Genomic DNA, 13,037 nt, shown 5'->3' with positions numbered 1-13,037 from the left:
GCCCTTTCGGTAACCGTCAGCGGCTGGATCAGCCCTGTTGATCCGCGCGGCTCACGCCCTCGCCGTCGAGGTTCTGCGCGGCGAACTCCCAGTTCAGGATCTTCCCCGTCAGCGCTTCGAGATAGCCCGGGCGCGCGTTGCGATAATCGATGTAGTAAGCATGCTCCCAGACGTCGATCGTCAGCAGCGGCTTGTAATCATACACGACGGGCGTGTCGGCGTCGTGCAGCGACGTCACCTTGAGCTTGCCGTCCTCAAGCACCAGCCAGCCCCAGCCGCTCGCGAAATGGTTGGTCGATTCCGCGACCAACGCCTTCACCAGCGCCTCCGTCGAACCGAAAGTCTCCTCGATCATCTCGGCGAGCTTGCCGGTCGGCGCGGCATAGTTCGGGGTCAGCGAGTTCCAGAAGAAGGTGTGGTTCCAGATCTGCGCGGAATTGTTGAACAGGCCCTTGTCGCCGGTTTCCTTGGCGTGGCGGATGACCTCGACGAGCGATTTGCCCTCAAGGCCCTTCTCCGTGACGAAGCCGTTGGTCTTGTCGACATAGGCCTTGTGATGCTTGCCGTGGTGGAAGTCGAACGTCTCGGCGGACATCGTCGGGGCGAGCGCGTCTTTGGGGAAAGGCAGCGGGGGAAGTTCGAAAGCCATGGGATATCCTCCTTATGAGACGTTCAGGATCACGGCGCAAACGCCTGTGCGGCGGAAATGGGTCCGCATGGATTATTACGCAACCGATTCGGAATTGAGAATGAATCGCAAGTCGTTACTGCGAATCGTTTTCAAAAATATCCTCGGAACGATCCCGCCGCCGCCGTCTGGCATTCCGACGCGGCACTCGCTATCGGCGGCACCATCTCGCGCCCGTTGCGGCGCACCAGCATTCAAGGACGAGAATATGGGTTTCCGCTGTGGTATCGTGGGCCTGCCCAATGTCGGCAAATCCACCCTGTTCAACGCGCTGACGCAGACGGCGGCGGCGCAGGCGGCGAATTACCCGTTCTGCACGATCGAGCCGAACGTCGGCAACGTCGCGGTGCCCGATGCGCGGCTCGACCAGCTCGCGGCGGTCGCCGGATCGGCCAAGATCGTCGAAACGCAGCTCGCCTTCGTCGATATCGCCGGGCTGGTGCGTGGCGCGTCGAAGGGCGAGGGTCTCGGCAACCAGTTCCTCGGCAACATCCGTGAGGTCGATGCGATCGTCCATGTGTTGCGCTGCTTCGAGGATGGCGACGTGACTCACGTCGAGGGCAAGGTCGATCCGATCGCCGATGCCGAGACGGTCGAGACCGAATTGATGCTGTCCGATCTCGAAAGCCTCGAAAAGCGCGTGCCGAACCTCGCCAAGAAGGCGGCGCAGGGCGACAAGGAAGCCAAGATCGGCGTGGCGGTGTTGGGGCAAGCGCTCGACCTGCTACGCGAAGGCAAACCCGCGCGGCTGACCGTGCCCAAGGACGAGGAAGAGGCGCGCGTGTTCGCGCAGGCGCAATTGCTCACCTCCAAGCCGGTGCTCTACGTCTGCAACGTCGATGAGGGCGATGCCGCGAACGGCAATGCGCTGTCGGCGCGCGTGTTCGAAAAGGCCAAGGCCGAAGGCGCCGAAGCGGTGGTCGTCTCTGCCGCGATCGAGGCCGAGATCGCGACGATGCCCGCCGACGAGCGCGGCGAATTCCTCGGCGAACTTGGCCTTGAGGAGACCGGCCTCGCCCGCGTCATCACCGCCGGCTATAAATTGCTCAAGCTGCTGACCTTCTTCACCGTCGGCCCCAAGGAAGCGCGCGCCTGGACGGTGCATGTCGGCGCCAAGGCCCCGCAAGCGGCAGGCGAGATCCACACCGATTTCGAACGCGGCTTCATCCGCGCCGAGACGATCGCCTTCGCCGATTACGTCGCGTTCAAGGGCGAAGCCGGCGCGCGCGACGCGGGCAAGCTGCGGCAGGAGGGCAAGGAATATGTCGTGCAGGACGGCGACGTGATGCTGTTCCGCTTCAACGTCTGAGTTTCCGCGCCACACTGTCTTGAAGATGTAGCGGAGCCGGCGCAGGGGGCGGGCCATGCGTTGGTATAGCAAGATCATCGTCGCCGGGCTCTGCGCCGGCCTTCAGGCCTGCGTCACCCCGCCGGCGGTGGCCCCCGCCCCGCCCGTCGCGTCCGCCACCCAGGCGCGGACGCCGGTCACGATCCTGATCTCGATCGACGGGTTCCGCGCGGATTATCTCCAGCGCGGCGTGACGCCCAATTTGTCGGCGCTGGCGGCGACGGGGATCAGCGCGGCGATGCACCCATCGTTCCCGTCGAAGACCTTTCCCAACCACTGGACGATCGTCACCGGCGAGCGGCCCGATCGCAACGGCATCGTCTCGAACACCATGGAGGACGCGCGTCGCCCCGGCGAAACCTTCACGATGGCGACCGACGATCCGTTCTGGTGGAGCGAGGCCAAGCCCTTGTGGGTCGATGCGGAGGAGTCCGGCATCCGCACCGGCGCGATGTTCTGGCCCGGCTCGAATGTCGCCTGGGGCGGTGCGCTCAAGCCCAACAGCCACGGCGCCACCACCGGCGGCACCCGGCCCGAGGACTGGATGCAGTTCAACCAGGCAGTGACCGGCGAACAGCGCGTCAACGGTGTGCTCGACTGGATGCGCCGCCCGACGGCGATCCGCCCGCGCTTCGTGGCCCTGTATTTCGATACGGTCGATGGCGCCGGGCACGATTTCGGTCCCGACGACGCCCGCACCACCGCCGCCGCCGGCGCTGCCGATGCGCTGATCGGCGAACTCGTCGCGGGTCTGCGCGAATTGGACCAGCCCGCCAATCTCGTCATCGTCGCCGATCATGGCATGGCCGCGACCAGCAGCGCGCGCACGATCGCGATCGACACAATCGCCAACCCCGCCGACTATCGCATCGTCGAAACGGGGCCGTTCGCCGCGCTGTCGGCGGTGCCGGGGCATGCGGCGGCGCTGGAAAAGGCGCTGTTCGCGCGCCACGACCATCTGCAATGCTGGCGCAAGAGCGATATCCCCGCGCGCTTCCACTATGGCACGAACCCGCGCGTCCAGCCCTATTTCTGCCTCGCCGAACCGGGCTGGGAAACCGCCAAGACCACGCCCGACAAGCCGCGCACCGGCGGCAATCACGGCTATGACAATATGGCACCCGAAATGCTCGCGCTGTTCGTGGCGAACGGCCCGGCGATCAAGCCGCTTGGCACGCTGCCCTCTTTCGACAATGTCGATGTCTATCCGTTGCTGCGCGACCTGCTCGCCCTGCCGCCGGCGAAGGGCGTGGACGGCGACGATGCGCCGTTCCGGGCTGCGCTCAAACGATAAACTTACTGCCGCAGGATCGCGACGAAGCGATCGGCCGGGCATAATGTGCCGCAACCGGGCACGCTCAGCACCTGTTCGAACGGCGCACCACCGCCGGCCCGCAAGGCGGCGAGCGGCTGAGCGCGGTATTTGACGCGCACGAACGCCTTCCCGGCCGCATCGCGCACCTGTTCGATCACGATAGCGCCGCCGGGAGCTGGATCGTCCTCGGCATAGCCGGGCACATGCCAATGCACACCGAGCAGCCCGCCGAGATTGGCGACCTGCGTATCATGCGCGGAAAACACCGTGATCCGCGCCGCCTTGGGATCGGTCAGCGCCGCCGCGATCGTCGGAAGTATCAGCGACAGGTTGGCGCGCGCGACCGGCAGCGGTCGCGCCAGCAGGCGAAATTCGAGCGCGTGGAATTCGGACAGTGCGGTCACGTCGGCGGCGGTGGCGCGGCCGAAGCCGACATCGGCCATCGGCTTGCCATCGGCATATTCGAGCAACAGCACTTGCGCGGCGGTCGAGGCGAGGTCGAGCGCGCCGCGCAGCTTGGGGCGACTGGTCGCGGTCGCATCGGTGAGGCCGGTCGGCGCTTGCATCACCCCGCACGCGGCCTTTCCCGCGCAGAGGATCGTGTCGAGCTTGCGCAGCAACGGCACGTAGCGCGCGTCGAGCGCCCCCACCCCGCCCGGCCCGACCGCAGCCTTCACCGCCGCGTTCACCGCCGCCGGATCGAGCATCACACCATTGCCGAGCGGAGAGAACATCGGATCATCGACATCCTGCGGCTTGTGCATGCTCGGCAGCGAGCAGCCGGGCGCGAACCCTGCCGCCCACGCGCCGGCGGTGGCGATAGTGCGCTGGTCGCTATCCGCGATGATCGCTACCGATCCCGCCGCCGGGCAGCCGCTCGCCGGCAACAGCCCTGCCCTCACGAACCCGGCCCGATCAGCGGTGCCGAGCGCCGTCACCGCGACCGTGCCATGCGCGGTCAGCCACCCCGGCGGCACCGCCCAGTCCGGCCACCGTTCGGGCGTGACGCTGGCCGGCAGCGCCGGCGCCTTGGTCGGCGGGCGGACGCCGTGGCGCATCATCAGCACGACGCGATCGAGCTTGAACGCAGGGGTTTTGGCGGGTGCGGCACTGCTGCCCAACCCGGCCAGCGCGAGAGCAAGAGTCAGGGTTGAACGGCGCATCGACGTACCTCTTCCATATTCCTCGTTCGCCCGTAGGGTTGGGTGCATCCGCTAAAAGTGCAGTTGCACGCCACCCCGCAGCGAATAATCATAGCGCTCGCGTTCGACCAGATTGGCCTTGGTGCCGATGAAGCGCCGCCACGGCGCGTCGGTCAGGTTGGTGCCGTCGGCGAAGATCGTCACCATCGGCGTGATCTGGTAGCTGGCATGCACGTCGAGCTGGCCGTTGTTGTCGGTATATTCGTCGGTCGCCGCGCTGGCACCAAGCAGGTCGAGATATTTCGAGCGGTAGCTGTAGGCCACCCGCGCCGCGAAGCCGTAGTTCTCATAGAAGAGCTGCGCGGTGCCGATGTCGTGCGACTGAAAGCCAAGCGGAATGTCGCCCGCGCGAATGCCCGGCGCGGTCGCGTGGCCCTCGACATGCGTGTAGTTGGCCGACACGCCGAAACCACCCCAGACCCCCGGCAGCCAGGTGAACTGCGTCTGCGCGTTCAGTTCGATACCGTACACGACTTCGTTATCGGCGTTGATCGGCTGCGATACCTGCGCGACGGGGTAGGTCACGCCCGCATAGGTGACGTTGGTGAGCCGCGCGCTGCTCGTGTAGATCGGGTTGTCGATACGCTTGTAGAACAGGCCGATCGCGAACACGCTGTCCTTGGCCGGGTAATATTCGAGCGAGCTATCGAGATTGACCGATTTGTACGGTTTGAGATCAGGATTGCCGAGCGAGACGCCCGTCACGGCATCATCGGTGACGACGATGGACGGCGCGAGATTGGGATAGTTCGGCCGTCCAATCGCGGTCGTCACCGCAGCGCGCATCAGCACATCCTGCGCGATATCCCATTTCGCATTCAGGCCGGGAAACACGTCGGTATAGCTCTTCTTGCCGAAGCTGTTGTAGCCGTCGGTCAGCTTCGAAGCGCCATTGACCACCGTTGCCTTGGTCTTGTCCTCGGTATGCTCGACACGCACGCCGGGGATCAGCGTGAGCGGCCCGAATTTGAGCGTCGCCATCGCATAGCCCGCGACGATGCTTTCGCTCACGTCATAGTCGCTCGACAGCGAATCGGCGAGCGTGGCGGTGGGATCAAGCTTGAGGGTGGCCGGGTTCGCCTCGACATAAGCACGCGCCTTGAAATAGTCGATACGCTGACCGAAGCTGTACATGCCGTTGTAAAAGCCGGTATCGCCGACATACCCCAAATTGGCGAGCGCCAGCGCGGTGCCACCGGCCTTGTAATTGGTTTTATCCTGATTGTTGAACTTGCGGCGATCGAGATACTTGCCGCCGATCTTGATACTGCTGTCATCGCCGAGCGTGATCGGCAGGGTGTAGTCGACTCGCGCTTGCCAGATTTCCTCATAGGCCTGGCGCCGATCGAGATTGAATTTGGTGAGCGTGAACTTGCTCGGATCGGTAAAGCCGGGCGTGCGCGGGGTGAAGCTGTAGGGATCGGTCGACAGGTCGTAATCGACCGTCAGCCCGCTCTTCGCGGTCGCGAAGGTGAATTCGCTGCGGATCGGATCATCCTTGACCGCCTTGGTATAGCCGCCCGACGCCTCCAGCTTGCCGCCACCGACGTTGAACTCGCCGCCCAGCGTCACCGACTTGGTGTTGTCGTCCTCCTCGCGGCGCCGCACCAGAATCGTGCCGGTCGCCTTGAACACGCCACTGGTGGCACTGGCCGGAGTGATGCCGGTTTCGCTGCCGATGCGGTTCTGGTCGCGCGTCTCATGGTCGGTGAATTTCGAGTAACTCGACCGGATGTACAGCTTCACGTCGTCGGACGGGCGGTAATCGAAATTGCCGACCACACCAAGCCGGGTGCGGACAAGGTTGTAATCGCGCAGGCCATTCTGGTCGGGGATGCCGGTGCTCCACGCTTCGGACCCCTGAAAATTCTCCGATTCGATCGGCCGGCGCGAGTAATTGGCGGAGACGACCGCGCCGAATTCCTCGTTGGTGCCGAAGCGGCCGCCGACCTGCCCGTCGACTTCCCACGGCGTCTTGCCGTTGAGCTTGCTCCAGCCCGCCGAGCCGCGCGCGCCAAGGAAGAAGCGCTCGCTGCGATCATAAGCGGTCAGCGTGCGGATCGCGACTTCGCCGCCGATCGCATTGGCGTCCTGGCTCGGCAGCAGCGACTTGGAGACGACGACCGATTGGATCATCGCCGAGGGCAGATCGTCGAGCTTGACCTGGCGACCGGCCGGCTCTGGCGCGGGCAACGTCTGGCCGTTGAGCGAGACGTTGACGAGATTGGGGTCGATGCCGCGGATGATGACATAGCGGCCCTCGCCCTGATCGTTGGCGACCGAGAGCCCCGGCAGGCGGCGCAGCGCCTCGGCGACGTTCTGGTCGGGCAGCTTGCCGACATCGTTGGCATAGAGCGCCTCGACGGTATTGTCGGCGTTACGCTTCTCGGCGACCGCCTTGCGCTGGCCTTCGCGTGCGCCGGTGACGACGATGTCCGGCGCGGTGTCCTCGGTCGCGGCGGCCTCGGGCGCGGGCGGCGCGGTTTCGGCGTGCGCGAGCATTGGCGCCGCGAATGCGCCCGCGACGATCGCGCAGGCGGCGACACGCGCCAGCAGCGCGCTCTGGATCGGCTTCATCGATAGTCCCCCCGGTGTGCTTCCGGGGAGGCGCTAGGCAAAGTTCACGACCTGCGCGTGACGCGACGGTTACGGTTTCGCGTCAGCCGGCCGGCGTCTTGCGCACCGGCACGTCGAGATTGCACAGGTCGGCATTGCCGGCCGGCACGGTGAAGAACGGCAATCCGCGATTGGCGCGCGCCTCCAGCGTCCGCGCGAACTCGGGCGCGGAGGGCTTGAGATACTGGTAGGACAGCCGCTCGCCCGCAGGCAGGTCGCTCGCAATCGCGACCCGGCGGATCGGCACATTGTCGCGGGCGTTTTCGTACAGCCCAAGCCCCCCGCCCGTCCCCCGCTTGCGCGCCGAGAACGTCGCCATGCCGTCGATCACACGCCCGACCACGGCGATGTTGCGGTCGAGATGGCGCGGCGCATGGCCGATCACGGTATAGAGATCGCCGCCGGTCCCGACATCGGGCGCGAGATCCCGCGCGACCCCGACCATGCCATAGCAATGCGGCAGCCATTGCGAGCGCCCGTCACCCGCCACCGCCCAGCCATCGGCGGTAAAGCCGGTGACGGCGGCATAAGCGTCCTTATATGGATTGGCGACGATCGGATGCGCCGACGCCGGCCATTCATATTCGGCGGGCGGGTGAACCGCGATGCCGGCGGCAGGCGGCTTCTTGTTGGTCGGATCGCCCCATTGCGTGACGTAATTGTCCTGCACGCGGTAGATCGCGCCGTCGCGCCACCAGCCGCTGCGCGCGATCGTGCGGATGTTGGCGACATGCACCGGGGCGAGCGCGGACGCGAGCCAGATCACCCCGCGCTGCCCGTCGGCGAAGTCGATCACCAGCAGATCCTCGGGCGCGATGGTAGCCCAGGACGACGCGGGTGCGGCCGCGGCGATCTTCGCGGCCGTCGGTTTCGGCGGCGGCTCGACACCCTGCGGTGCGGCGGCGAGGGCGAGGAGCATGGGCAGGATCATCGGCATAGCCGCGATCCTGCCATGAGGCACGACCACCACGCAATCCTCACGCATGGCTTGCGCTGCCCGCACCGACCCGATAGGGGCCACCAATCCCAGGGAATGCGGAGCGGTGGCCGAGTGGTCGAAGGCGCTCGCCTGGAAAGTGAGTATACGTCAAAAGCGTATCGAGGGTTCGAATCCCTCCCGCTCCGCCATTTTACCGTTTCCCACCATGTGCCAACGTCCGCTTAGGACGCATAATCCTCTGATTATGCTAGAGATTTATCCGTTCTTGTTTTCCTCCATCCGCAGTCATTTGATTCCGAGTGTGGGACTGAGTGTGGGGCTGGAAAGCTCGACCGGCTTCAGTTCTGGCTCCGAAAATGCTATGTCTTGGTCATGGGAAATTTGACCAAGGACCAGGTTCGAGACCTTTCTACGCCGGGTCGCTACTCGGATGGCGACGGCCTGATTCTGAAGATCGGACCGAGCGGCGGCAAAAGCTGGATATTGCGCGTTCAGGTCAACGGACGTCGTCGGGACATCGGACTTGGGGATTGCCAGGATTTTTCGCTGCGCGCTGCACGCGCGGCAGCGGCCGATCTTCGTAAGCTCGCCCGCGCAGGAATCGATCCCTTGGAGGAGCGCAAAAAGCAGGTCGTCGTCGTCCCGACATTCGAGGAAGCCGCAGCGCTGGTCCATGCCGAGTTGCTCAAGGGCTGGAAGAACGGCAAACATACCGATCAGTGGCTGACCACTCTCAAGAATTATGCCTACCCAAAGCTCGGCAAACTGCGCGTCGATCAAATCGAGGGACCGCTCATCCGTGACGTGCTCGCGGAAATCTGGCTCGACATTCCCGAGACCGCCCGAAGGTTGAAGCAACGGATCGGGACGGTGTTGGACTGGTCATACTCCAAGGGGTTCCGATCGACAGAAGCCCCCATGCGCTCGATCTCCAAGGGTCTGCCTCGACAACCCCGCAAGTCGGGACACCACGCGGCGATGGCGCACGCCGACCTGCCCAAGTTCCTTGCCCAACTCCGATCAAAGCCCTTTAACGTTGGTCGGCTTGCACTTGAGGCGACCATCCTGACGGCGACGCGCTCCGGCGAGGTGCGCGGTGCGCGCTGGCCCGAATTGAACGAAGATTTCACGGTCTGGACGGTGCCCGCCGAGCGGATGAAGGCCGGTGTTGCACATAGCATCCCCCTATCTCCGCAAGCTGCCGACGTTTTCCGTCAGGCAGCGCGCATTCGGATCAAAGAGTGCGATCTCGTTTTCCCCGGACAAATCTCCGGGGCGCCGCTGTCTGACATGACGCTGCTCGAAATACTGCGTGGCATGGAACTGCCAGTGACGGTCCACGGCTTCCGATCGACTTTCCGCGATTGGGTCGCCGACGAAACCGATTATCCGCGGGAAGTAGCGGAGGCTGCGTTGGCACATACGCTAGAAAACAAGGTCGAGGCCGCATATCGCCGGACTGACTTTTTCCTGAAACGCCGGAAGCTGATGAACGACTGGGCCGATTATTGTGACAGCGCGGGAAACAACACCAGCAGAGAGGTCCGAGCTGAGTTGACTGCAAAGCGGCCAGCACAGCGGCGGCGGCGCGCGGCAGCGCGCACTATCTCGACCGGAAGGAACGCGGTCAGCGTTCCCGATGACGGGCAATGAAATCGTGCAGGCTCTGCACGACGATGAGCCTTGCCTTGCCCGCCTTCACCGTTTCAATTTCGCGACTGTCCATGAGGTCGTAGATCTTTGATCTTCCGAGACCGAGCATGGCCATCGCCGTTGGAATACGTACCGTTAGCCGGTGCGACTCCGTGAGCGCGTCATCCTTTTTCATGATGCTCGCCCGCCTGCCACTTTTTCGCTTCGCGCCTTAGCGAAGCCGCGATCGCTCGCAAGGAAGGCGGCCAGCATGTGTGGGATCAGATCGGCGACGGCCTGTTCGTCGCCATATGTTTCCCGGTAGATCGCGGCATAGTCGGTTAGCTCCCGTTGCAGATCCGGCGCTATGCTGATGGTCAATTTTATGGGCGTTCTGTCCGGGAGGCGGGCAAGCTTGAGATCGGGCATATTCAGTTCCTATTCCTTCCAGGATGCCAGAACGAGATCGCGATGCACAATCAGGCGGACCGGCGCGCCCGGCCGGATCGTAATCGTCGGCTGTATTTGCAAATTGCGCGACGTGATCTGGTCGCCAGCGCGCGAGACATTCTGCTGCGTGGATTCGCGGATCGCCTGGACGAGATCGCTCTCGCCGGAGAAGGTCACGTTCGCGCCCACGCCAAGCAGAGTCGAGATCGCGACGCCCTTGAGCAGCGCCCAGGTGTGGAAATCCACCTTATCGGCAAGCCCGGCATAGCCCGACGAGTCGGTTGCCGGCACATTGTCGAGCCGGATCGAGCTTCCGTCCGGCAAGATGATCCGCTGCCACACGACCAGTGCGCGCTTCTGCCCGAAGGCGACGACACTGTCGTAGCTGCCGATCAGGCGCGCACCTTGGGGAATGAGAAGAATGCTGCCCGTCGCGCTGTCGAACACGCGCTCGGTCACCTGGGCGGTGACGAGCCCAGGCAGGTCCGACCTGAGCCCGGTGATCAGGCTGGCGGCGATGACGCTTCCGGCGGACAGCATGTTCGGCGACGCCGGCGGGCTTAGCCGATGCTCGTTGACATCGCCGCCGGTGTCGCGCGCTGCGACGAAGTCGGCCTTGCGCTGCTGGGCATTGGGATCACGATCGGGATTGATCGCGATCCGTGACGCATCGATGGCTGCAACCGGTGGCGAGGATGGCGTCGAATCTGCGGCGCGAGTCGGATCGGTGCGACTGCCGTTTTGTACCAACAGGCCCGATTCACGCGCTGCCTTCAGCTCCGCCGCCCGCCGATCGCGTTCGGTCGCGGCAGCCTGGTCCGCGCGCGCTGTTTCGCCGGCCGCCGGCGCAATGCCCATCGCTCGCTGATGATCGAGGATCGGCCGGCCGAGATCTCCCGGCAGCGGCGGTCCGAGCTTGGGTACGTCGCCATAGCTGCCCGGGAGCTTGCTCAAGGTATCAGCCGGTGCCTTCGCCGCGACCGTCTGATCGTCGGCTTGTCCAGCAAGGTGCAGCGCGGACGGCCGCAGCGCGACCCACGCCGTCGCAACCAGGCTAACGGAGCCCAGCGTCGCGATCGCCACCACGGCGCCGCGCTTGAAGCGGATCGCCCGTGCCGGCTGGGCGCGAAGCGCGAGCGTCTCCGGGTCCACCTTGGCGGGTGTGGCGGGGGGCTCGGGTGGCGGTGGGGCTGCCGCTTCGACGGTCATGATCCCCTCCGCGTAGGCGCGCCGCCCGCCACCCGGTTGATGCGGACGATCTGCTGGTGCTTCGTGCCGAGGCGAAGTTCGGCGACGTCGAAGATGCGATCGACGACATAGAAGCGGCCCTTCACGCGATAGTTGACGAGTTGGGTATCACCCTTCCCGTCCACCAGGAAGATTGGCGGCGCCTCGCCAACTGCCAGAGTTGCCGGGAATTCGATGAAGGTCTGGCGCCCATCGTCGAAAGCGCGGAACGGCCGCCAGACCGGTCGATCGCCCGATACGGCATAGTTGAAATGAAGCTGCTCGACCTCAATCCCGGCCGCCACCGGAGCCACCGCCTCGGTCGCCGCAGCGGCGCGCTTCAAGGCGATCAGCGCATCCTGGGGATAGGTCCAGGAAAGCGCGGCCATCGCCGTCTTCGCCGTGGCTGTAAGCGCGACGTGATAGCTGCGCCGATCGGTGGTGATAACGAGATTGGTGGACAGACCGGCGCTGAACGGCTTGATCAGCACATGCGTCCGCTTATCCGCGCCGGAACCGCTGGTGGTATCGCCGATCACCCAGCGCACCGTGTCGCCACTGGCCACGGCGACCAGCGTCTCGCCGGGTTGCAGCGCGATGTCGGTCACCCGCTCGATCGCGGTGATGACATGATAGATGGCGCCGTCGGCGAACGGATAGACCTGTACGGCGTTGATGAAGCCCTGCGCGACGGGCTCGATCGTCGCCGCGCGGTTGGCGGCGACCGGCGTGGTTTCGTGTGTGGTCGCCTCTGCGGGTTGGGCAGCAAGGATCAGGCAAGGCGTCAGCAGCGCGGCGGTTGCGAGAGTTCTGGTCATGGCTGCGTCTCCGGATTGACGGTCGGTTGAGCGGCAAGGTTCGGGTCGAGCGGCGAGCCGAGCGGCAGCTTGCTGGGCGACTGCGTGGTGCGCGTGGGAGCGGTCGACGCCGCAGGCTCGATCTCGCGGCTCCAGTCGATCGCATCGATGTAGATGCCGAGCGGGTTCCTGCGGAGCGTGTCGGCCGACACCGGCTGCTTCGTCAGGATCGTCAGGATGCCGGTCCAGTGAGAGGAACCTGCCGCGCTGCCACGCTCATAGGCCGTCTCGGTCCATTTGACCTGGAACGAGCGATCGGATGCCCGGACGACGCTGGTCACCTGGACCGACACGGTGCGCTCGCCGATCCTGGCGAACGGGTCCGCAGCCCGCGCATAGTCGCCAAGGAACTGGCTCCCCCGCGTAGTCGTGAAGTCATAGGCGGACAGCCAGTCGCGACGCATCAACACCGGGTCGAGCGAGACCCCGCGGACATTCTCGATGAACTTCGCCAGATGCCAGGCGATCTGGGGATCGGTCGGATGATAGCCCGCTTCGGCCTTGGTCACCGCCCGGGCCTCACCGAGGCGATCAACCTCGACGACATAGGGCGTGACCCGGCTCTGTAGCGACTGCCAGATGAGCGCCCCCGACATGACGGTCGATAGCGACAGCGTGCCGAACGCCATCAATCGCCAGTTGTGGGCTTGAACGCGAGCCGAGCCGATGCGGTCGTCCCAGACCTGGCCGGCGCGTTGATAGGGCGTCTCGGGCTCGGGCATCTGCGCGTAGCGCTGGATCGCGCGCTTAAAGATCATGGGG

The 13,037-nt window shown here is 65.0% G+C and carries 12 protein-coding genes and 1 tRNA gene; 4 read left to right on the top strand and 9 right to left on the bottom strand.

Annotation, left to right across the window (positions count from 1 at the left end; genetic code table 11):
• Window positions 1-28: 28 nt before the first annotated feature.
• A complete protein-coding gene (locus EWE75_RS14605; RefSeq protein WP_130158757.1) occupies window positions 29-649 on the bottom strand; it encodes a superoxide dismutase in 621 nt (206 codons plus the stop codon).
• Window positions 650-896: 247 nt separating this feature from the next.
• Between EWE75_RS14605 and ychF the strand changes: the two genes are divergently transcribed.
• Window positions 897-1,997, top strand: a complete 1,101-nt coding sequence (gene ychF / locus EWE75_RS14600) for a redox-regulated ATPase YchF (protein ID WP_130158755.1) — start codon at window positions 897-899, stop codon at window positions 1,995-1,997.
• Between the two features lie 55 nt (window positions 1,998-2,052).
• Window positions 2,053-3,330, top strand: coding sequence for an alkaline phosphatase family protein (locus EWE75_RS14595; RefSeq protein ID WP_130158753.1), 1,278 nt, complete (start codon window positions 2,053-2,055; stop codon window positions 3,328-3,330).
• Between the two features lie 2 nt (window positions 3,331-3,332).
• On the opposite strand, the gene EWE75_RS14590 is transcribed toward EWE75_RS14595, so the two are convergent.
• From EWE75_RS14590 to EWE75_RS14580, 3 genes are all read right to left on the bottom strand, one after another.
• On the bottom strand, window positions 3,333-4,514 hold the full coding sequence (locus EWE75_RS14590) for a histidine-type phosphatase (protein ID WP_165388393.1): 1,182 nt from the start codon (window positions 4,512-4,514) through the stop codon (window positions 3,333-3,335).
• Window positions 4,515-4,565: 51 nt separating this feature from the next.
• Window positions 4,566-7,130 (bottom strand): TonB-dependent receptor, encoded by a 2,565-nt coding sequence (locus EWE75_RS14585; protein WP_130158749.1) that lies wholly within the window; start codon window positions 7,128-7,130, stop codon window positions 4,566-4,568.
• Between the two features lie 82 nt (window positions 7,131-7,212).
• Window positions 7,213-8,106, bottom strand: coding sequence for a peptidylprolyl isomerase (locus EWE75_RS14580; RefSeq protein WP_231708361.1), 894 nt, complete (start codon window positions 8,104-8,106; stop codon window positions 7,213-7,215).
• A gap of 100 nt (window positions 8,107-8,206) precedes the next feature.
• On the opposite strand from EWE75_RS14580, the gene EWE75_RS14575 reads away from it, so the two are divergent.
• Both EWE75_RS14575 and EWE75_RS14570 read left to right on the top strand, forming a co-directional pair.
• Window positions 8,207-8,297 (top strand) — tRNA-Ser (locus tag EWE75_RS14575).
• 184 nt (window positions 8,298-8,481) lie between these two features.
• Entirely contained in the window at window positions 8,482-9,762 is a 1,281-nt protein-coding gene (locus EWE75_RS14570) for a tyrosine-type recombinase/integrase (RefSeq protein WP_130158747.1), read from the top strand.
• Here the strand turns inward: EWE75_RS14570 and EWE75_RS14565 are convergent.
• Genes EWE75_RS14565 through trbF form a run of 5 tightly spaced genes read right to left on the bottom strand, consistent with a single transcriptional unit; the run spans window position 9,737 to window position 13,033 of the window.
• Window positions 9,737-9,937 (bottom strand): helix-turn-helix domain-containing protein, encoded by a 201-nt coding sequence (locus EWE75_RS14565; RefSeq protein ID WP_130158745.1) that lies wholly within the window; start codon window positions 9,935-9,937, stop codon window positions 9,737-9,739. The two genes, EWE75_RS14570 and EWE75_RS14565, sit on opposite strands and share 26 nt — an antisense overlap.
• Entirely contained in the window at window positions 9,934-10,170 is a 237-nt protein-coding gene (locus EWE75_RS14560; protein ID WP_130158743.1) for a DUF2274 domain-containing protein, read from the bottom strand. Before EWE75_RS14560 ends, EWE75_RS14565 begins: the two co-directional genes overlap by 4 nt.
• A gap of 9 nt (window positions 10,171-10,179) precedes the next feature.
• Entirely contained in the window at window positions 10,180-11,400 is a 1,221-nt protein-coding gene (locus tag EWE75_RS14555; RefSeq protein ID WP_130158741.1) for a TraB/TrbI/VirB10 family type IV secretion system protein, read from the bottom strand.
• A complete protein-coding gene (trbG, locus tag EWE75_RS14550; RefSeq protein ID WP_130158739.1) occupies window positions 11,397-12,236 on the bottom strand; it encodes a P-type conjugative transfer protein TrbG in 840 nt (279 codons plus the stop codon). The genes EWE75_RS14555 and trbG overlap by 4 nt, the downstream gene beginning before the upstream one ends.
• Window positions 12,233-13,033: a conjugal transfer protein TrbF gene (trbF, locus tag EWE75_RS14545; protein WP_130158737.1), complete on the bottom strand. Its 801-nt coding sequence runs from the start codon at window positions 13,031-13,033 to the stop codon at window positions 12,233-12,235. Before trbF ends, trbG begins: the two co-directional genes overlap by 4 nt.
• Between the last annotated feature and the right edge of the window lie 4 nt (window positions 13,034-13,037).

This window comes from Sphingomonas populi, assembly GCF_004208535.1.
GTDB classification, from domain to species: domain Bacteria; phylum Pseudomonadota; class Alphaproteobacteria; order Sphingomonadales; family Sphingomonadaceae; genus Sphingomonas; species Sphingomonas populi.
The sequence above is the reverse complement of the archived record's forward strand: the minus strand, read 5'-3'. Positions and strand labels throughout refer to the sequence as shown.